Source organism: Okeania sp. SIO3I5 (assembly GCF_010672085.1).
In the GTDB taxonomy this organism is placed as follows: Bacteria; Cyanobacteriota; Cyanobacteriia; order Cyanobacteriales; family Microcoleaceae; genus Trichodesmium.
The window spans coordinates 36,359-55,718 of the sequence record NZ_JAAHHT010000043.1; the positions used below are offsets into that span (position 1 = coordinate 36,359).

17 protein-coding genes, 6 tRNA genes and 1 pseudogene are annotated in these 19,360 nt (G+C 35.8%); 15 read left to right on the forward strand and 9 right to left on the reverse strand.

Annotated features, from left to right (window positions below; translation table 11 throughout):
• From atpD to minC, 6 genes and pseudogenes are all read right to left on the reverse strand, one after another.
• A complete protein-coding gene (gene atpD / locus F6K40_RS12870; RefSeq protein ID WP_293136390.1) occupies window positions 1-1,455 on the reverse strand; it encodes a F0F1 ATP synthase subunit beta in 1,455 nt (484 codons plus the stop codon).
• A 664-nt stretch (window positions 1,456-2,119) separates the two neighbouring features.
• Window positions 2,120-2,416: pseudogene (locus tag F6K40_RS12875) on the reverse strand (FkbM family methyltransferase); the annotation flags it as partial.
• Window positions 2,417-2,467: 51 nt separating this feature from the next.
• Window positions 2,468-2,695, reverse strand: a complete 228-nt coding sequence (locus tag F6K40_RS12880) for an SAM-dependent methyltransferase (RefSeq protein WP_293136357.1) — start codon at window positions 2,693-2,695, stop codon at window positions 2,468-2,470.
• 136 nt (window positions 2,696-2,831) lie between these two features.
• Complete coding sequence (minE, locus tag F6K40_RS12885) at window positions 2,832-3,134, reverse strand: cell division topological specificity factor MinE (protein ID WP_293136359.1); 303 nt, start codon at window positions 3,132-3,134, stop codon at window positions 2,832-2,834.
• A 60-nt stretch (window positions 3,135-3,194) separates the two neighbouring features.
• Window positions 3,195-4,001, reverse strand: a complete 807-nt coding sequence (gene minD / locus F6K40_RS12890) for a septum site-determining protein MinD (RefSeq protein WP_293136361.1) — start codon at window positions 3,999-4,001, stop codon at window positions 3,195-3,197.
• Window positions 4,002-4,122: 121 nt separating this feature from the next.
• On the reverse strand, window positions 4,123-4,914 hold the full coding sequence (gene minC, locus F6K40_RS12895; RefSeq protein WP_293136363.1) for a septum site-determining protein MinC: 792 nt from the start codon (window positions 4,912-4,914) through the stop codon (window positions 4,123-4,125).
• 283 nt (window positions 4,915-5,197) lie between these two features.
• Between minC and F6K40_RS12900 the strand changes: the two genes are divergently transcribed.
• Complete coding sequence (locus F6K40_RS12900; protein ID WP_293136366.1) at window positions 5,198-6,166, forward strand: GNAT family N-acetyltransferase; 969 nt, start codon at window positions 5,198-5,200, stop codon at window positions 6,164-6,166.
• A gap of 117 nt (window positions 6,167-6,283) precedes the next feature.
• On the opposite strand, the gene F6K40_RS12905 is transcribed toward F6K40_RS12900, so the two are convergent.
• The 3 genes from F6K40_RS12905 to F6K40_RS12915 all read right to left on the reverse strand — a co-directional run bounded on the left by F6K40_RS12905 (window position 6,284) and on the right by F6K40_RS12915 (window position 9,170).
• Window positions 6,284-6,859: a hypothetical protein gene (locus tag F6K40_RS12905; protein ID WP_293136368.1), complete on the reverse strand. Its 576-nt coding sequence runs from the start codon at window positions 6,857-6,859 to the stop codon at window positions 6,284-6,286.
• Between the two features lie 259 nt (window positions 6,860-7,118).
• Window positions 7,119-8,264, reverse strand: a complete 1,146-nt coding sequence (locus F6K40_RS12910) for an AAA family ATPase (protein WP_293136370.1) — start codon at window positions 8,262-8,264, stop codon at window positions 7,119-7,121.
• Window positions 8,265-8,435: 171 nt separating this feature from the next.
• A complete protein-coding gene (locus tag F6K40_RS12915; protein ID WP_293136372.1) occupies window positions 8,436-9,170 on the reverse strand; it encodes an SDR family NAD(P)-dependent oxidoreductase in 735 nt (244 codons plus the stop codon).
• 811 nt (window positions 9,171-9,981) lie between these two features.
• Between F6K40_RS12915 and F6K40_RS12920 the strand changes: the two genes are divergently transcribed.
• The 14 genes from F6K40_RS12920 to F6K40_RS12985 all read left to right on the forward strand — a co-directional run bounded on the left by F6K40_RS12920 (window position 9,982) and on the right by F6K40_RS12985 (window position 19,269).
• The gene (locus F6K40_RS12920) at window positions 9,982-10,182 is read left to right on the forward strand and encodes a hypothetical protein (protein ID WP_293136374.1); all 201 of its coding nucleotides are present in this window, start codon (window positions 9,982-9,984) and stop codon (window positions 10,180-10,182) included.
• 29 nt (window positions 10,183-10,211) lie between these two features.
• A tRNA-Ser gene (locus F6K40_RS12925) sits at window positions 10,212-10,299 on the forward strand.
• Window positions 10,300-10,421: 122 nt separating this feature from the next.
• Window positions 10,422-10,491: transfer RNA gene (locus F6K40_RS12930), tRNA-Leu, on the forward strand.
• 551 nt (window positions 10,492-11,042) lie between these two features.
• Window positions 11,043-12,863 (forward strand): type 2 periplasmic-binding domain-containing protein, encoded by a 1,821-nt coding sequence (locus F6K40_RS12935; protein WP_293136376.1) that lies wholly within the window; start codon window positions 11,043-11,045, stop codon window positions 12,861-12,863.
• 429 nt (window positions 12,864-13,292) lie between these two features.
• Window positions 13,293-13,363: transfer RNA gene (locus F6K40_RS12940), tRNA-Ala, on the forward strand.
• 4 nt (window positions 13,364-13,367) lie between these two features.
• Window positions 13,368-13,441: transfer RNA gene (locus F6K40_RS12945), tRNA-His, on the forward strand.
• A 34-nt stretch (window positions 13,442-13,475) separates the two neighbouring features.
• Window positions 13,476-14,447: a GNAT family N-acetyltransferase gene (locus F6K40_RS12950; RefSeq protein WP_293136378.1), complete on the forward strand. Its 972-nt coding sequence runs from the start codon at window positions 13,476-13,478 to the stop codon at window positions 14,445-14,447.
• Window positions 14,448-14,735: 288 nt separating this feature from the next.
• Window positions 14,736-14,809, forward strand: a tRNA-Asn gene (locus tag F6K40_RS12955).
• Window positions 14,810-15,769: 960 nt separating this feature from the next.
• Window positions 15,770-15,853: transfer RNA gene (locus tag F6K40_RS12960), tRNA-Met, on the forward strand.
• Between the two features lie 98 nt (window positions 15,854-15,951).
• Window positions 15,952-16,338 carry a ribosomal protein L7/L12 gene (locus F6K40_RS12965; protein ID WP_293136380.1) on the forward strand — a complete coding sequence of 129 codons (387 nt, stop codon included), beginning with the start codon at window positions 15,952-15,954 and terminating at the stop codon, window positions 16,336-16,338.
• A 165-nt stretch (window positions 16,339-16,503) separates the two neighbouring features.
• Complete coding sequence (rplL, locus tag F6K40_RS12970) at window positions 16,504-16,893, forward strand: 50S ribosomal protein L7/L12 (protein ID WP_293136382.1); 390 nt, start codon at window positions 16,504-16,506, stop codon at window positions 16,891-16,893.
• Window positions 16,894-16,900: 7 nt separating this feature from the next.
• On the forward strand, window positions 16,901-17,128 hold the full coding sequence (locus tag F6K40_RS12975) for a hypothetical protein (protein WP_293136385.1): 228 nt from the start codon (window positions 16,901-16,903) through the stop codon (window positions 17,126-17,128).
• Entirely contained in the window at window positions 17,121-17,330 is a 210-nt protein-coding gene (locus F6K40_RS12980; protein WP_293136387.1) for a hypothetical protein, read from the forward strand. Before F6K40_RS12975 ends, F6K40_RS12980 begins: the two co-directional genes overlap by 8 nt.
• Before the next feature lie 460 nt (window positions 17,331-17,790).
• On the forward strand, window positions 17,791-19,269 hold the full coding sequence (locus tag F6K40_RS12985; RefSeq protein WP_483143768.1) for a hypothetical protein: 1,479 nt from the start codon (window positions 17,791-17,793) through the stop codon (window positions 19,267-19,269).
• Window positions 19,270-19,360: the final 91 nt, after the last annotated feature.

Sequence of the window (19,360 nt, forward strand, 5' to 3'; positions counted from 1 at the left end):
CTATGCTTCAGCCTTAATTTTTTCAGCTTTAGCTTTTACCTGTTCAATATCACCCACCATGTAGAAAGCTTGCTCTGGTAAATCGTCAAGTTCACCAGATAAAATCATTTTGAAGCCTTTCATGGTATCTTCCAACTTCACATATTGACCAGGAGAACCAGTAAAAACTTCTGCTACAAAGAATGGCTGTGATAAGAAGCGCTCAATCTTACGAGCACGAGCTACAACTAGACGGTCATCTTCTGATAATTCATCTAAACCAAGAATGGCGATAATATCTTGAAGTTCTTTATACCTTTGTAGAGTAGATTGTACTGAACGAGCAACACCATAGTGGTCATCACCAACTACACTTGGTTGCAACATAGTAGATGTAGAATTTAAGGGGTCAACTGCTGGATAAATACCCTTAGAAGCGAGACCCCTAGATAATACTGTAGTAGCATCTAGGTGAGCAAAAGTAGTAGCAGGGGCAGGATCTGTCAAGTCATCCGCAGGTACATACACAGCTTGAATAGAAGTAATGGAACCTTCTTTTGTGGATGTAATTCGTTCTTGCAACTCACCCATTTCTGTACCAAGGGTAGGTTGATATCCCACAGCAGAAGGCATTCTTCCTAAAAGAGCAGATACTTCAGAACCAGCTTGTACAAATCGGAAAATATTATCAATGAATAGGAGTACGTCTTGCTTACTAACATCCCGGAAATATTCGGCCATTGTCAAAGCTGACAAACCAACACGCATCCTAGCTCCTGGTGGTTCGTTCATCTGACCATAAACTAAAGCCACTTTAGAATCGCTGAGGTTGTCTGGATTAATCACGCCGGACTCAATCATCTCATTGTAAAGGTCATTACCTTCACGAGTCCGCTCTCCCACACCACCAAAAACAGATACTCCACCGTGAGCTTTAGCAATGTTATTGATTAATTCCATGATGATAACGGTTTTACCTACACCCGCACCACCAAATAGACCAATTTTTCCACCACGACGGTAAGGTGCAAGTAAATCTACAACTTTAATACCTGTTTCAAATACGGAAGGCTTAGTTTCTAGCTCTACAAGTTTAGGAGCTTGACGGTGAATAGGGAATTTGTCCTCGGTTCCAACTGGACCTAATTCGTCTACAGGTTCACCCACAACATTAAATATTCTACCAAGGGTGGCGTTTCCTACAGGTACACTAATTGCAGCACGGGTATCCACTACTTCCATGCCACGGACTAGGCCATCTGTCGCACTCATGGCCACAGCTCTAACTTGGTTGTCACCCAGAAGTTGCTGGACTTCACAGGTCACGGACACGTCTTGTCCTGCTTCGTTTTGGCCTGTAATTGTCAAGGCGTTGTAGATTTCTGGAAGATTTCCACTTGGAAATTTAGCATCTACAACTGGACCGATAATTTGAGTAATATATCCTACGTTTGTTTTTTCTGCGGTGCTTACCATATACCTATCTGTAATTATTGACTTATCCGAAATTGGTGGGTTTCCCATTTACTTTCCGCTTTTCCCGGACAAATAGGGGACTTTCAAATGATTAGGAAAAACTTAGTTCCCCTAAATAAAAGGGCTAGGGTGAAAACCCAATTTTCCGGTCATTTTTTAGATTATCACTGAAGTGTTCATCCAGGATGATATTAATTATTTTGCTCAGGAATTTTCTGTATGGTAAGGGATTAATGGGATATATTACTTTATTTTATTTCTGTCAAATATCAAAAACAAATTTTAATTTTAAGATATATAGCAATCCTAAATAGGTTGTAATAATTCTCAAACTAGGAAGAAATTCCGAAACTCTTGCTGATTGCCCGTTGCCTCTAAACCTATTTCCAAAAAGTAGGAAGATTTTTGACACGAATATGCGGAGGATTGCTATGTGTCAAAAACAATCAGGAATTAAGCTTCCCCAACCAAGAAACCGGGTTGATTGCCCTGATTATTGTTGTTTAAACCAGGAAATTTGGTTCATCAACCCGGTTTCTGCGTAAGTCTTAACAATGTTATAATATTTTGTCATTAGGGCTTTAGGAATAAAAGTCAGTCTAAATTATATTTGATGTTTCCTGGATCTCTAGTTGTTTAAGCAATAATAGCGGTGGGTACTGTATTAATCTCTTTGCAACAATAATTGCTTAGTAAAAGAGAGTTTTTTATTAACATTAAAACCGGCATCTTTTAACCTAGAAATAACAAAATCAAGCTTTTCTTGTCCGAAGAAATGGGGATGTAATTCAATCACAATTTTTTTAATTGTATGAAAATCCGCAAATTGCAATAAGTCATATTCTCCACCTTCTATATCCAGAATGAGAAAAGTAGGATTAATTTTGTAGACTTCTTCATTAAAAGACTTAACAGGAACTTGAATAGACTTATTGCTAGGATTTATTCTGATAGTTGATGAAGCCCAAAAACTTTCATTTACATAAAATGTTTTTTCTCCTGCTTGCTCTCCTCAAAGGCAAATTTTCAAATTAGGAGCCACATTATTAAGTTGATATGTTTGACAAATATAATCTTCTAAAGCAGGATTAGCCTCGTAGGTAAAAACTCTTTTGGAGCCAATGATTTTGGCATAATAGCTAGATAATAAACCTATATCTGTAGCTAGCTCCATGACAATATCATTTTCATCAAGCAGATGCTTTACAAGTGTAAGTTCTTCTTTTTCATAAACTCCCATATAGAGATATTCTAGTATTTATGGAGATAGCTTTTCTTTAAATATCGGTATCTTGGTTCCTTGAATTTTAACTACTTTGGGATACTAACTAAGACGTCTAAAAATAACGTCTTTTTTTAAAAAGTTGTAAATTGACTTAACTATCATTACTATCATCACTATCATCAGTATTGGGTTTGGCCCTAATACGTCTAATAGGTAAATTGGCCACTAAAGCAGTAGCTCTTTGATTATTTTCTAACAAAAATTCTGAATCGCTATCATCTATTTCGACATAACGAGATACTACTTCCATAATTTCTTTTCTCATTGCTTCAATTAATTCTGGATTGATATCGGCACGGTCATGGGCAATAACCAATTTGAGACGACGTTTAACTTCTTCACGACTATTAGGAGTATTTCTAGAAAAAAGTTTTTCTATAATTTCATTTAGCATTAGCTTATTTTTAACTCAATAGTTCATTTATTACGTAGGTTGAGGTAAGATTTTCAAGAATTAAATAACTTTAGATGACAATACTTTACGCAGCCAAGTAAAAAAGTTTTCCGGTGGGGGGTTCAAGTCTACAAACTCTACTTTTTCTCCATCCAAACGACGAGCAATATTATTAAATTCTGAACCTGCTTGAGAAATATTTTCTGCTAATACTAAAGGTTCTCCTCGGTTAGTAGATACAATTACTTTTTCGTCATCTGGAATAACTCCCATAAGTGGAATAGCGAGTATTTCCTCTACATCTTGTACAGACATCATTTCATCAGCTTGTACCATCTGGGGTCTAATTCGATTAACTATTAGATGAATATTCCTGACGTTGTTTGCTTCTAGGAGTCCAATTACTCTATCTGCATCACGAACTGCAGATATTTCTGGGGTTGTAACAATTATAGCTTCTTTGGCTGGCGCGATCGCATTCTGGAAACCCTGTTCAATTCCAGCAGGAGAGTCAATCAAAATATATTCATATTTGGGCATCAACATATTGACTAATTCCTGCATTTGTTGGGGACTAACTGCCTCTTTCATGCGGTTTTGAGCCGCCGGTAAAAGAGATAAACGGGGTTGTCGTTTATCCCTAACTATTGCTTGCTCAAGGCGACATTCTCCTGCTAAAACTTCCACTGCTGTATAGACAATTCTATTTTCTAAACCCAGAAGTAAGTCCAAATTTCTCAAACCGAAATCTGCATCAATTACTGCGACTCGGCGACCTTGTTGAGCTAAAGCCATTCCCAGGTTTGCTGTGCAGGTAGTTTTTCCCACTCCACCTTTACCAGAAGTAATCACAATAATTCTGCTCATAAGCTCTTAGACATTAAGTAATTGTATATGGTCAATTTTTCTTACAATACAAAGGGTAATTTTGTCAATAAAATTTTATTTTTGCCAAATTCTGACTTCTAACTTCTGAGTTCTGAATTCATTAACGATATATCTTAGCAAAATCTTTAACTCTGCTAATACGAATGCCTTGGTTTTCTACATAAGCCACTTCAGGATAAAATTGGACTGGTGCTTTTTCTGGCCCTCTAGCAACTTGTTCGGCAATCCTAATGAGAGTTGGTTCCATTTGCAAAGTCATAATTACACTCTTTGAATTTCCTTTGGCTCCTGCATGGACTACTCCCCGTAAACGACCCCATACAAGAATATCCCCATCTGCAATTACAGAACCACCTGGATTCAGGTCTCCTACAATTATTATGGTACCTGGATGCCGAATTTCTACTCCAGAACGTACCGTCATTTGTAGATAAAGTGGTTCAGCTAAAGGTTGAACTTTTTCTACAGGAGTTTGACTTAGGGTAGTCAAAGCAGATTTTTGTTCCACAGAATAGCCGACTGTAGCAGCAGCTACAGCAGTCTGACGACGTGATGTGCTAATTCTTTCTAATTTTAGTTCTACTTCTAAAAGAGCTTCGGCTATTTCTTGGAGTTGACGGGTATCTAATAGACGGTCAAATGCAATTAGCTCTACTTCTGTTTTTGGTTGCCAAAATCTTTCTCCCGCTTTGAGGCGTTGTTTTAATTGTTGCCAAATTTCTGTCCAAGTCATGGCTGTGGGACTTTCTATCTCACCATTATTAGATTCTGGTGGCAATAGTAATAACAACTTTCCTTCCTCTGTTTTGAACCTGACTTGTAAGTTGGTACTTACTTCTTGTGTTGAGGTGGAAGTAGTTGAAACGGAGTCATCAGAAGCATCAGAAGACATAAAATATGGGATGTTTTTTATCTTTTTCCTATGGGCAAACTATCCTATCATATCAGTCATTAGTAAGGAGTTTATAAGTCAGGAGTCAAAATTCAGTAGTCAGGAGTCATGGTATAATCTCAAGGTACCTTCCACATACTATCAGAACTTACGTATAAGCACCATATCTAGTAGGGGCGAATGGCATTCGCCCTCTACGGATAGCGTATTGTCTAAAATTTTGCGTAAGTCCTGACTATATAAAATTGTTATTTGAAGTTATAACTAAATAAATCAGGTAATTATGAGCATTAAAATAGTAATACCTCGTTTTTATAGAGGTGAAATAGATTTAGAGGCGATCGCTACATTACTCAACAATAGTGAATTGGCCAATAAATTCCATGAATGGCTATCTCCAGCAGAAGTGCTAATGCAATTGGAAAATCCTTCTGTAGACAATGAGCGGGATATTTGTCTATGGGAAGATGGAAATAGTCAACTTGTAGCTATTGCAGGACTGATGATTCCCGAAATGGGAGAAGATATAGCAGGTATTTTGTGGTTCCGAGTCGATCCCCAAACTCAAGGTAATAATTTAGAAACTCAAATTCTGGAGTGGGGAGAGAAACGGATGGCGGAAGTAGGTAGAGAAAGAAATGTCAAAGTTAAAGTGCTTTGCGGATCCCATGAGGATAATGTGAAACGTATAGCTTTATTAGAAAATTGTGATTTTAAAATTGAGCGGTATCTTTTTACAATGGAGCGATCGCTTACTGAACCTATTCCAGAAGCTATATTTCCTGAAGGTTTTACCCTGAAAAATATAGATAATGAAGCAGATGCAGCAGCTTGGACAGAAATGTTTAATCAAACATTTATTGATCACTGGAATCATCAAGATATAACTGTTGAATTTGTTAAGAATAAACTCAATAACTCTAAATATCAACCAGAGTTAAGTTTAGTTGCGGTTGCACCTGATGGTACTTTTGCTGCTTTATGTGATTGTCAGATTCATCCTGAAAATAATGAATTAAAAGGGCGTAAAGATGGTTACATTAATATTCTGGGCACTCGACGTGGTTTTCGGAAAAGAGGATTGGGGCGTGGTATTTTGCTATCGGGGTTGAAATTGTTGAAAGCAGAGGGAATGGAAACGGCAGTGTTGTATGTTGATGCTGATAACCTTTTAGGTGCGACGCGACTTTATGAGTCGGTGGGTTTTCGGAGGGTTAATACTCAAATAGCTTATGTGAAAGCAGTTTTGTGAAGTATATTATTCGGTTGAAAAACTTGTTATATGATGTCTGGTTTAATAGTTATAATTAAAGCTTGTAGTAGGGCTTTAGCCCAAAAATAGATAGGGCTAAAGCTCTACTACAAACTATCACTTATCTAATTGTAATCGTTGCAGTTCATTACAAGCATGATGTAGGGAATATGGAGCATTTTCATCAAGTCCTTGAGGACAAATATCGGATGCTAATTTTCTTGCTGAAGCTTCAGCTAATGTAATTCTTTCTGTGGTATTTAGAGTTTTATTTTTGTAGTCATCTTGTTCATTACAATCTTGATTACCGTTAATATAAGAAAACCAAGTTTCTATATTTCTGGCAGGTACAAAAATAGCTATTTTTTCATTAGGTAAACGCATATCTTTGTTCCGGTCTCCTTCTTCTTTATTCACAGCCATATTCAGAGAGCGAATTCTTTCATCTACAGTTTTATCGTCAGCATCAATCATTATTATTACTGCAATATCTTGAGAATTTTTTCTGCTTCTGTAACTTTTTAAAATTTTGGGATAATACTTTAAAATTAAAGCATTATTATTTTCAACTTTCATCCCTGGAGTTTTGGGGAAACAAGTAATATCTCTAGATGATAAACCTCGGCAAATTAAATATTGTCTAATAAATCTTTCTTGGTCAATATCTTCACACAAAATTGTTATTTTAGTCATTTTTAGCAATATGAATTTAGAAGGTAAGAGTCAGAATCAGGATTACAGCAGTTTTCATTTCAGTAGACCACAGTAGGGACGTTCCATGGAACGTCCCTACGGGGTTTTGGTTGTAACGATGTGGTTCATCAATCTGAAAAGCGCTGTCAAACTATAGGAGTAAAATAATTTTTTTGAACGTCATACAATGCTTAGGGCGAATTGCCATTCGCCCCTACAATGCGAATTGCCATTCGCCCCTACAATTATGAGTTTTTATTCAATCATCATAAATCCATCTAAGCTCTATTAATTTGGCAATTGATAAACCTTCTTCATCTTCTTCAACAATTTTCTGTACCCGCACAGGTTGATTCTCTTGTCTTTCAAACCAATAACCTGAATTACTAGCTAAATAGTTAATTAAAGATGGGTGATGGGAAATTAATATTGCTTGTTTTTGATTCGACTGACAATAGTCAAAAAGTTTCATTAGCCAAGGTTGTATTTCTGGTAAAGCTAGAAAGTTTTCTGGTTCATCAATACATAAAGTACAATCGGTTTCTGGAGTGCAAAATAGTAAGGTATATAGGGCAATTAATGTTTTTTTACCTTCTGATAATTCGTTGATTTTATAAGATGTTTTACTGGGAAGATTAAAAATTGCCGAAAGAATTCTGGCTTCTCCAGATTTCTGATTTTGGAAGGAATTAAAACCTTTGATTATTTTTTGCAATTCTAGTGTAAGTTCAATTATTTGATTCAGAAATTCTTGGGATAAGTGACTGTACCAAGCAGCATAGTTTGACATACTTTTATTAGGATGTTTTGCTTCTCCATGACTTTCTGTAGTCATAGCAAAAGGATTTATTTGAACAATAAAAAAATTGGCAATTAGCTTTTTGAAGGAAGTCAGTTTTTCATGCTTTGATATTTCAGGAATCAAACCTACTCCTGAGCGTGAATTATCAAAATATTCAAGAATATTTTCTCCACTGTTGGGATGTTCTTGAAATACTGATGCTGTAGGAATTCCTGGGTAAATATTATGGATAGTGAAAAAAAATAGAGTTTTGTTGTTAAAGATCAATTCTTCAGAATACATTCTGGCAAAAGAATTATCTTGATATTCGATTTCTAGAACATATAAATATGTACCTCCATTTCCTGCAATTTCTAATTCAAATTTCTGGATAGATGAGTTTTGCCATCTAGTTAAATCTTGCTGATGAAAAATTTCTGAGGTTTGATAATATCTTCCCGTAGTTTCAAATTCTCCTAATATAAATTTTTGGAGTTTATGCAAAACTTCAAAAACTGTTGTTTTTCCCGAACCATTTGCTCCTAGTAGTAAATTTATATTTGAGAATTTAATTTCAAAGTTAACCAGACATTTAAAATTGTTGACGTAAAGTTTTTTTAGCATTGGCAGAATTAATAATTTGGAAAAAAGAAGAAAGCACTTTTAATCTCTTGCCATTATACAATACTACCTACACAAGAAATAAAAATGCTTTTTTTGAGGTAAAAAATTTATTTATCTCAAACTGTTTATGCTAACTTTTGAATTTAGATTTTTGAGTTAATTTTGTACTCTTTAAAAAGACTCTTTAAATGGTCTTAAATCAAGTTCGTGAGTCCATGCACTCGAATGTTGTTGGTGAATTGCCCAATAGGTTTCCGCGATCGCTTCAAGTTGTAATAAACCTTCCTCACCTTTTTGAGCAACAAAATTTGGGAACTTCGTGCGAGACTTTTCCCCATCAATAACACCATCAATAATGACATGAGCAACATGAATACCTTCGGGACCAAATTCTCGCGCCATCCCTTGAGCTAATGCTCTCAAACCTGCTTTTGCTGCTCCGAATGCTGTAAAAGGTGGTTTTCCTCTTAAGGATGCAGTCGCTCCGGTAAAAATCAGGGTGCCTTGTTGTCGCTTTTTCATCGTAGCGATCGCTTGTTTTCCAAATAAAAATCCACCAAAACAATTTTGTTGCCAAAGGTTGATAAAGGTTTCGCTGTCTGTTTCTAATAAGGGTGCAGGAATATTTTTACCTGCGTTGTAGACAGCAATATCAAGAGGATAACCTGCTTTTTCCACAACTGCAAATAGTTGTTCGACATCCTGTTCTGCTGTTGCATCAGTAACAACAGCAGTTGCGGTACCCCCTTGTTGTGCGATCTTTTCGACAATTAACTGTAGTTTATCTGCGCTACGACTAGCAACAAAAACGTGCAAACCCTGGTTAGCAAAATATTTAGCAAGTGCGGCACCTAAACCTGCTTCTGAACCAACACCTATGATAACTGCTGCTGATTTTTCGCTCATTTTATTGTTCCTTAAACTATTAGATATCTCCAATAAAATCATTATCCCACAGAAATCATTAATCAGGACTTAGGCAAATTCTTAGACAATACCCTATTTGTAGAGGGAAGAATGAGCATTTACCCCTACTAGATATGGAGGTTCTCCGTAAGTTCTGATTAATTCTTTTCCCCTACTCCCTGCTCCCTACTCCCTCTTTTCTTGTAAATTTAGATTTTAGATTTTATGGAAGCTTTTTGGCCGAATATCTATATTTTACTAACTGTAATTTACCTGTATCCATTGATATAGCTAACTTTCAATATCCTGAAAAAAATTTTTTCTACCCCCTTGACACTAATGTATTATTTATGTAGTATAGAGATGTGGGAGTTAAAGGAGAGGTAAACAACCTCCAGAGAAACAAGCCATATTTGCACCTTGAAAACTAAATAATTAATTAATCGGAATTTTCACAAAAATAGCACTACAAAAAAGTGTTAGAAAATTGATAAATTGATGAAATTAAAATCTTTTATAACTAATAGTTTTGACTTTCGCTAATGTTCCGCACCCTAACTGGTAAAGCGTACATACATTTTGATTTACGAGAGTAAATGTAGGTTCAAGTCCTACCATCGCCATGTTGTTTGGCGATGTAGCTCAGGGAGCGCTTATGTTCAGCTTTGTTGACTTGTGCGGAGCATAATAAAGAATAATTAGGGTAATAAACCCGGTTTCTTGTTTTGGTCTTTTATTAAGCAGCAATAAGTAGAAAATAAACTAAAAAAATATTCTGTTTTCTTCAGATAAAAAATTAGGAGGTGTTGGTATGGTTCATATTAGATTTGAAGGGCGTTCTTATGATGTTACCGAAAATCAATTAGGCATCACAGACAAAATGAAAGAAAATGCTATTAAAGAACGCCTAGCTCAATATTTTGATGTGGGTAAAGAACGCTTTAATTCCTATGTTTTAGACCATCGTCCAAGTGGGGATTTAATTGTTCGTCCCGAAGCTGTTTATGGTTAAATAAAACCTCGGCTTTAACAGAAATATCTGAGAATGTTCCGCACCCTAACTGGTAAAGCGTACATACATTTTGGTCTGCTAAACCAAAGGTTGTAGGTTCGACTCCTACTATCCCCTCTTTGAATATTTTGTGGGGATATAGCTCAATGGATAGAGCGTTATTGTTTAGCGCTTTATTGACTTGTGCGGAGCATAATAATAGTGGTTAAAAATCACTTCGTATCCCAACAAAAAAAGCTTACATACTAGCTCATTTGGTAGAGCATTTGTCTCAAGAACAAAGTGTAGCAGGTTCAATTCCTGCGTATGAATCAACAGCTTTTTTGACTTGTACGAAGTGATTTTTAACTACTTGAATAGCAATAAAAAAATACAAAATCAAACTTTGTTTAGTAACTGATAACTGAAATGACTTCGCACCCTAACTGATAAATTGGAGTTTAGACTAAAGCTTGAATAATTATTCAATTCCTGGGACGGATTGAGATAGTTGATGTTAAAATCAATTAATAGTCTAAATCAATTAATAGTCTAAACTCCAGTACTTAGAACGAATCGTACACCTTGTAAAGTTTTGTAAGATTCACCCGTTTTTTGGCCCGAATTCATAAGAAATCCATATTGGCTTTGGGAATGGGCGATTTGGTAGGTGTAGCAAGATTATTTTTAACTAACAAATATTGCCCTTGAGGGTGCTATTTCCAACTGTGTCCGGATTTCTCTTGTCAATGGGGGAAACAGTAATTAAATCAATAGAGCATAAGTAAAATCAAGTTTCTGAGCTAATTCAGGGTACTTTTTAAGAGAAAGAAACTTGGAGTTAATACCAAAATTTAGAGCCTAAAGTTTGCTAAATCACTATGAGACAAATATTTTTGCTCAGTTGGATTGCCTTGGGAGCAATGCTGAGTGTAAATCTACCCGTTGTATCACAGGAAATTACACCTGATATCAGAGATAGTAATAAAGATTCAATTTTAGAACAATTTAAGAAAGGGGATAAGAATACTCTGATTTTTGGAGTTAGATCTGACTCCTATCCTATTAGTTATAAAGAGAGCGATAGCTGGAGAGGCTTCTGTGTAGAGTTGGCTGGGGTTTTGAAAAAGGAATTGGAAAATTTAAAAGAAATTGAACCTAATTCGATCAAAATTGTGTATAAGGATATTAGCCCAAGAGACATAGAAAAAGAAAGATTTGATATATTAAGAAATAAAAAAATTGATATTGAATGTGGTCCAAATAGTATTCCCGAAGAAGTAAGTGACGATAATTTTGTTCATCCAAGGTATCAAAACATTATTTTTTCTAAACCTTTTTTTGTGACAGGGACAAGACTTTTGATCAAAAAAGATCAGCGAGATCGAGTTAATAAAAATCTTCTTTTTGAAAACGAACATATTGGTGTCCTGAAAAATACAACGACATATTCAGTTCTTAAAAATCTCTATCGACTAGCCTATCTGAAGCCTCCCGATCCTCCTACAAGAAAGAGCGGAATACAATATTTGAAGGACGAATCAGTTATAGCATATGCTACTGATAGCTTAATTTTGGAAGCAGAATTAGAAAGAAAAAAGTATTTAGATAACCCAGATGATTACTATTTATATCCTGAAAATAACTTTTTAAGTATTGAACCCTATGGACTCGCATTTCATGATAGTGAGAAAGAATGGCGTGATTTCGTCGACAGAGTGCTTCAAACTCCTGGAGCAGAAAGAATTATTGAAGAGCTACTAGAAAACAAGTACGACAGCATCTCAAACCTAATCAGACGAGAAAAAAATCATACTAGATATCTTGGGCAGCTTAAATTAGCTTTCAAAGTATTATCCATAATTTTAGTTGTGACTGTTTTCGTTGCATTCATTTGGTTGATTCGTTATTTACGTTTAAAAGCTCAAACAGCAGAAATAATTTTTGATGAGGAAGACGAGTTTGACTGGAATGCTTTTATCTACGCCTTTAAAATGGTACAAGTTGAACATGATGTTGTGCTTCTAGCCATTAATGAACTCAGTATCAAAGACAACAGTGATCTATCTTTTCAGGTGGGTTTATATAAAAGTAATTTAAAAAAAGAAAAATTCATAAAACAGTTTAGCTCTAAGTACGAATTAGCACTTGAAGACGTCAAAAAGCATTATAAGCTAGACATAAAGGAAGCTCAAAGTCATGGTCAGAGTCTCAAGAATCTTCAGACTAAGCATCCACAGACAAAAACACTCAATGACCTTATAGACAGGGTAAGTATTAATATATCAACAAGTCAACCACTCAATATAGGAGCAAATTCTATGACTGAAAATAGTAATGAAACAGTTAATAACTACCAACAAGGAGCAAATATTGCTAACAACGCTGGCATAGTCAAAGATAATGCTAGTCAAAAAGCTAATCAACATAACTACACTCAAGAACAAAAACAATCACTAGCAGAAGTTGCTACAGAAATCCAAGAACTTCTAGATCAACTTTCAGAAACCTACAGTACAGAAGAAGCTGAAAAAAAAGCAGCAGAAAATCTAGCTAGCAAAGCAAAACAAAACCCTTCCTTCAAAAACAACCTCAAAAACTGGAGTCAGTCTATCCTCACAAAAAGCACTGAAGCTGGAGCAATAGAAGTTGGCAAAGAAGCAGCAAAACGAATCATTCCCCTGGCTCTTAGTTTCCTTTGATGTAGCTTGGCTAGTAGGGGTGGGAACACAAAAGACATAACACCCCTCAAATTTAACTTTGATACTTGTTTTCCCCCGTTGCAAGTGCTTGTGTTTTTATTTGAGGGATATAACCCCCTCTACTGGAGTTTAGACTAAATGCCTTCAGGTCATACCGTACAGTCTAGTTTGGGGAGAAGAGGATTGAAAGAGGTGATCAATTTAAAGTATACATACATTTTCTAACAGTCCTAAGGTAGCGATATTCGGGTAACCGACTAATTGTGAAGCTTTCTAAGTCTTTCTGAGATAAAGATTAGCGCGTTCACTGTCAGGTTAAAAACTGATAAGAACGGCTGTATTGTATTCATTACTTTTTCAACTTGTGCGAAGTATTTGACTGAAAGTTAATACATTTTTTTTGCAGAGAAAATTGCTTATAAAATATTTGGGGATTTGGTGTAGTGGGAGCATACGACTCTTGCACAGTCGTGACAGGGGTTCGAGTCCCCTAGTCTCCATTTGGTGTCTGAAGTTGAAGTAGTCGAAACGTCGGTTTGTGACGCCGAAGAAAGCGAGTGCAAGTCTCGTCGGACACCCTGCCATTTCAGTTATCGGTTATCAGAATTATTTATGAAAACGTTAGTAACTCGCTCCTATCAGGGAGAAAATGATTTAGAGGCGATCGCCGAACTTTTCCAAGCTTGTGAAACAGTCGATCGCTTAGATGAATGGGTATCTATTTCCGTTCTGCGACAAATGCTTAACGCTCCGAACCTAGACAAGGATAGTGACATACGCCTTTGGGAAGATGGAGAAGGTCAACTCATTGGTATTGGGATGCTAAAAGAATCAATTGATAGTCATCTCTATTTCAGAGTTCATCCCATTTTCAGAGGTAAAGGTATAGAACAAGAAATCATTAAATGGAGCGAACAGCGAATAGGAGAGATTGCTGCTGAGAGTGGTACATTTGTAACCTTGCGCTCTGCTATTCGTGCCGATCAAACTGAACGTATCGCATTATTAGAAAGCTGTGGTTTTACTCCAAACCGTTACTTTTTTGAAATGGAGCGATCGCTCGTCGAACCCCTATCTAAACCTGAGTTACCTGTAGGTTTTACATTGCACTCTCACTGCTCTCCACAGTTTTCTGGTAAGGTAGGGCAGCGACAGTTCCTAGAAGCATGGGTGAAAGCGTACAATCAAACATTTATCGATCATTGGAACTTCCATGAAGTGAAGGTTGAACAGGTAGAATATATAGTAAGTAACCCTAACTATAAACCAGAGTTAACCTCAGTTGTAATTGCTCCTGATGGTACATTTGCAGCTTTTTGCAATTGTTCTATTTCCCCAGAAAAAAATGAGTACAAGGGAAGCAAAGAAGGTTGGATAGACACCCTGGGGACTCAGCGTGCTTTTCGTAAGCGTGGGTTAGGAAAAGCTATGTTACTTTCTGGAATGCAACGGTTACGAGATGTTGGCATGGATAAGGCGTTACTTGGTGTTGACGCTGAAAACCCGTCGGGAGCAAATAGACTTTATGAGTCTGTAGGTTTCCGTAAAGTTCGTACTAATATTGTTTATGGCAAAGAATTTTAAGTATAAATATTTCTGAATTTTGCATTCTAAAAAAAAATTTTTCTCACCCCCTTGACAGTTTTGTATTATTTGTGTAGTATAAAAATATAAGGTAAATAAAGAGGCAAAGTTGCCTCATCACTGAACCTAGAAAATTAAATATTCAATTTATGCTTTTAGAGAATTTTTAAACTTAGTAAAATCCTATCACTTAAGATGCCCTTTTTACTTTTAATACTCAAGTTTGAACAGCTTGAATAGATTAAATAAAGCATGGAAAATTTCACTTCGCGCCCTAACAATGAAAGCTTACATACTAGCTCATTTGGTAGAGCACTCGGCAGTTAACCGAAAGGTCGCAGGTTCAATTCCTGCGTATGAAACAACAGCTTTTTTGACTTGCGCGAGGTGATTTTAATTCCTATCTCTTAAAATACTCTTTCTAGTTTTAATGCTCAAGTTGAAAGACATTAAATAAAGCATTGAAAAATTCACTCCGCGCCCTAACAATGAAAGCTTACATACTAGCTCATTTGGTAGAGCATTTGCCTTTAACGCGAATTGTAGCAGGTTCAAATCCTGCGTATGAAACAACAGCTTTCTTGACTTGCGCGGAGTGATTTTAATTCCTAATTTTAAAAAACATATTTATCAAATTTATCAACATAAAAAAATTCATTTCGCGCCCCAACTAGGAAAGCTTACATACTAGCCAAAAGGTAAAGGCGCTTGATTTAGGTTCAAGTTAGCGAAAGCTAATGCAGGTACCCTCCGGGAACGCCTTCGGCGAACAAGTCCTGCGTATAAACCAATAGCTTTCTTGACTTGCACGAAATGATTTTAACTATTACAATAAAGTCAAGTACGACACATATTTTAAAACAAATTTACGAATGATTAGAGCAAATATTAATGTCAAAAAATGTCAGTTTATATAATTAAATATAAATTCTCAAAAATTTAATTTTCATCTCGCGCCCTAACTGGGAAAGCTTACATACTAGCCAAACGGCGCTTGACTTACAAGCAAGAAAAAGCAGGTTTAATTCCTGTGTGTATACAAATAGCTTTCTTGACTTGCGCGAGATGATTTTTAATAAAGAAAAATGTATGAAAAAAAATTTATAAATATCAACAAAAACAAAATAGTTTGATGAACAGTTAGGCTAGACAAAAATCAAAATATCTACTTTGCGCCCTAACAAAAAAAGCTTACCGAAAAATTTTGGTTTAAAGCCTCGCCTTTTAAGGGGATAATAAATAAAAATTTTCATGATTAGTTAATCCTCTTCTTTTCAAGGAGAGGTAATTATTAATTATTCATTATTAATTATTAATTGTTGAAATACTAGCCTAGTGGTTTAAGGCACTTGACTCATAATCAAGCAAATCCAAAAAAGGATTTCGTAGGTTCAAATCCTGCGTATGAATAAACAGCTTTTTTGACTTGCGCAAAGTAATTATTTTAAGTAATTAGTCGATAAGTTTTCAGTAGATAAAATTTTTATTATTTGGAGAAGGTATCATGTCTATAAAAACTGATGAAATATTGGAACAAATAAAATCTATAACAACGTTGGAAGCTACAGAATTGGTGAGACAAATAGAAGATTATTTTCAACTGAGTGTCGATCCAATTACTGTAGTGAAACCTATTGATCTTGTGGATGATGATAAGACAGATAATCCCGAACTAAAAACTATTTTTGATGTAGTTTTAGAAGAATTTCCCCCTAACAGTTTAATTTATTTAGTTAAGGAGATACGGAGATTGAATAAAAATGGTTTAAGGGAAATAAGAGATTCTCTGTATAATTTACCCCAAATTATTAAATCTAATGTCAATATTCAAGAAGCTGAAGAGATTAAGCAAAAATTTGAAGAATTGGGAGCAACAGTTTATTTGAAATAATTTTTGGCACTTGACTCATAATCAAGCAACTCCTCCTTTGAGGTTAGCAGGTTCAAATCCTGCCTATAAACAAACAGCTTTTTTGACTTGCGCAAAGTAATTATTTTAAGTAATTAGTCGAGAAATTTTCAGTAGATAAAATTTTTATTATTTGGAGAAGGTATCATGTCTATAAAAACTGATGAAATATTAGAACAAATAAAATCTATAACAATGTTGGAAGCTACAGAATTGGTGAAACAAATAGAAGATTGTTTTCAAGTCAGTTCCAAACCTAGAGTTATAGTAAAACCTCCCATTATCTATATAGATACTCCTGAAGCAAAACCGAAACCCAAAACTATTTTTGACGTTATTTTAGAGGGATTTCCTGCTAATAAAAAAATATCTTTTATTAAGGAGATACGCAGTTTAAATCTCTTTGGAAGTTTACAGGAAACTAAAAAAGTTGTTGATAATTTACCTCAAATTATTAAATCTCATGTCAATATTCAAGAAGCCGAACAGATTAAGCAAAAATTCGAGGAATTGGGAGCAATAGTTTCTTTGAAATAATTTTTGTATGTGCAATAAAACTGTTTATTTCACCAGTAATGATTTAGAAAATCTTGTCAGAGAATTCAATAATTATACTTTACCAAGAAACAATTGGAATCATGCTGCACATTTAATTGTTGCCCTTTGGTATTTGACTAATTACTCGGAGTCAGAGGCGATAAATAATATTCGCGATCGCATCAAAAAATATAATGCGTCGATGGGTATTAAAACGACTAAAAATAGTGGCTAAAAGAATTACAATGTTTTGGGTGAAAATTGTTCGGCAATATGTAGCTATTAATTTAGCCAACAATTCTTTTGTAGAAATGGCAAATAATTTAGTCAATTTTTACAAAAATTCAGCTTTACCTTTTGAATATTATAGTAGAGAATACTTGATGTCTTGGGAAGCTCGAAAAAATTGGGTAAAACCAGATTTAAAACCGTTGTAAAAAAACTTGGTGGTGGTGCATTGTAATTATTTTTGTTACAAAAACAGTGGGAGCATCTTGCTCCCGTATTGGCGCTCCCGTATTGGCGCTCCCGTATTTTGAGCATTGTTTATTATTACGCGATCGGGACTACCAAAAGTTTTCAAGCTGAACGCTGAATGCTGAAAGCTATAAAAATTAGCAATTATCTCGCGCCCTAAACTAGAGAGTTTACATACAGCTTATGGGTAGCAAAACTCTCTGAACTTGCGCGGTGTATTCATCATAAATATTAATATTAATACTCCGCAAAACTGCCAACGATAATTGTCTCCTCAAAGTTAATTTTTTTGTAATTAAATCAGTTAATAGCGAGCAGTTATAGGTTCTAAAATGTATGATTAATTTTACATTTAACCTTAAAAATATTAACTGATAACTGTTAACTGATAACTGATAACTGAATAAAGGGGTGGTTAAAATGAATAAAATTAAGATGAATAATGATGAACGCGATTTACGTTTAGAAATGCTTAATAGTCTGCTTACAACTCCTCACCGTCAATTAGAAAAAGTAGCAGAAATTCATCAATTAATTGTTGAATTAGACCCTATTTTTTACGGACATTTAGCAATTTGGTATCAAAATAACGGTGACGTACGCGATCATAAAGAAGTCTTCCTAGGAAACTTGCTAACAAGTAATCTGACAGAACACCGAGATGCCGGTTTCATAATGCTACAAAATTTCCCGCCTTACCAAGTGTCGCGGATTGTAGACTTTATGAAACAACAGCAAAATAAAATGCCACGTTCCGCGCGTACTGCTGTGACTCGTTATTTGCGCAAGCGCGAACAGAATACCGAATTTTTTGACCGCGCTGCTATCCGTAACCGCAAGGCAATGAAGCACTTATATGCTACCTTGCACATTAAACCCAACTCTCGCGCTGATGCTATCTTATTTAAAGAAAGACCTCCAGAAGATAGTCTAGCTTTCATGTTGAAGCAGTTGGCAAAAACAGAAACAGCAGCAGAACAAGCAGCTTTAATAGTGGAACACAACATTCCCTATACTATTGCTGTGGGAGCAGTCAAACAATTAACACCTACTGTATTAGTAGCGTTGATTAATTCTATGTCTCCCCAAGAAATTATCAATAACATGAAGTCTCTGACTGCTCGTGGGGCAATGGAACACCCAGAGGTAAAGGCGTTAATAGATCAGAAATTGACTGAGGCGCAAAAGAGCGATCGCGTATCTGCTTATAAAGCTAAAGTTGCTGCCGATGCTTCCCAAGTTGATGCGGAAACTGCTGCCAAGTTAGAGCAGGTGACTAACGAGCAAGTCAAAAAACGCGGTAAAATTTCTCTCCCAACTGCTTTACTTGTGGATAAGTCTGGTTCCATGGAAAAGGCGATCGAAGTTGGTAAACGTATTGCTGCTTTAATTTCTGGTATTACTGAAGCAGATTTATTTGTCTACGCTTTCGATACTATGCCTTCCTTAGTGACTGCCAAAGGTACAGAGTTGAGTGACTGGGAACATGGTTTCCGACATATTCGCGCAGGTGGTGGTACAAGTTGCGGTTGTGCTGTGGAGGCAATGCGACGCAAAAAGCAAGTTGTCGAACAGTTTATTCTGGTGACAGATGAAGGAGAAAATAATCCTCCCTATTTTGCTGATGCTTACACTGCTTATTGTCGAGACTTGGCGGTGATGCCAAATGTGGTTATCGTGCGTTTGGGTAATTATGCATCTAATTATGTGGAAAGTCAATTGAAGCAGAAGCAAGTACCAGTGGAAACTTTTAGTTTCAAAGGTGACTACTACTCTCTGCCTAATTTGGTACCAATGTTGTCTCACCGTTCACGACTAGAGTTGTTGATGGAAATTATGGAGACTTCTTTGCCAGTGCGTAATGACAAAGAAACTCAAAAATCAAAAGTCAAAAGTTAAAAGTAATATCATGTCCGGTTGAACAGTTATAAATAATTAGGGAGGAGTCAGGAGACAGGAGACAGGAGACAGGAGATAGGAGATAGGAGTA

Coding starts and splice junctions, on each gene's coding strand:
- atpD (WP_293136390.1), bottom strand. CDS start 1,455: ATGGTAAGCACCGCAGAAAAAACAAACGTAGGATATATTACTCAAATT.
- F6K40_RS12880 (WP_293136357.1), bottom strand. CDS start 2,695: ATGGGAGTTTATGAAAAAGAAGAACTTACACTTGTAAAGCATCTGCTT.
- minE (WP_293136359.1), bottom strand. CDS start 3,134: ATGCTAAATGAAATTATAGAAAAACTTTTTTCTAGAAATACTCCTAAT.
- minD (WP_293136361.1), bottom strand. CDS start 4,001: ATGAGCAGAATTATTGTGATTACTTCTGGTAAAGGTGGAGTGGGAAAA.
- minC (WP_293136363.1), bottom strand. CDS start 4,914: ATGTCTTCTGATGCTTCTGATGACTCCGTTTCAACTACTTCCACCTCA.
- F6K40_RS12900 (WP_293136366.1), top strand. CDS start 5,198: ATGAGCATTAAAATAGTAATACCTCGTTTTTATAGAGGTGAAATAGAT.
- F6K40_RS12905 (WP_293136368.1), bottom strand. CDS start 6,859: ATGACTAAAATAACAATTTTGTGTGAAGATATTGACCAAGAAAGATTT.
- F6K40_RS12910 (WP_293136370.1), bottom strand. CDS start 8,264: ATGCTAAAAAAACTTTACGTCAACAATTTTAAATGTCTGGTTAACTTT.
- F6K40_RS12915 (WP_293136372.1), bottom strand. CDS start 9,170: ATGAGCGAAAAATCAGCAGCAGTTATCATAGGTGTTGGTTCAGAAGCA.
- F6K40_RS12920 (WP_293136374.1), top strand. CDS start 9,982: ATGGTTCATATTAGATTTGAAGGGCGTTCTTATGATGTTACCGAAAAT.
- F6K40_RS12935 (WP_293136376.1), top strand. CDS start 11,043: ATGAGACAAATATTTTTGCTCAGTTGGATTGCCTTGGGAGCAATGCTG.
- F6K40_RS12950 (WP_293136378.1), top strand. CDS start 13,476: ATGAAAACGTTAGTAACTCGCTCCTATCAGGGAGAAAATGATTTAGAG.
- F6K40_RS12965 (WP_293136380.1), top strand. CDS start 15,952: ATGTCTATAAAAACTGATGAAATATTGGAACAAATAAAATCTATAACA.
- rplL (WP_293136382.1), top strand. CDS start 16,504: ATGTCTATAAAAACTGATGAAATATTAGAACAAATAAAATCTATAACA.
- F6K40_RS12975 (WP_293136385.1), top strand. CDS start 16,901: ATGTGCAATAAAACTGTTTATTTCACCAGTAATGATTTAGAAAATCTT.
- F6K40_RS12985 (WP_483143768.1), top strand. CDS start 17,791: ATGAATAAAATTAAGATGAATAATGATGAACGCGATTTACGTTTAGAA.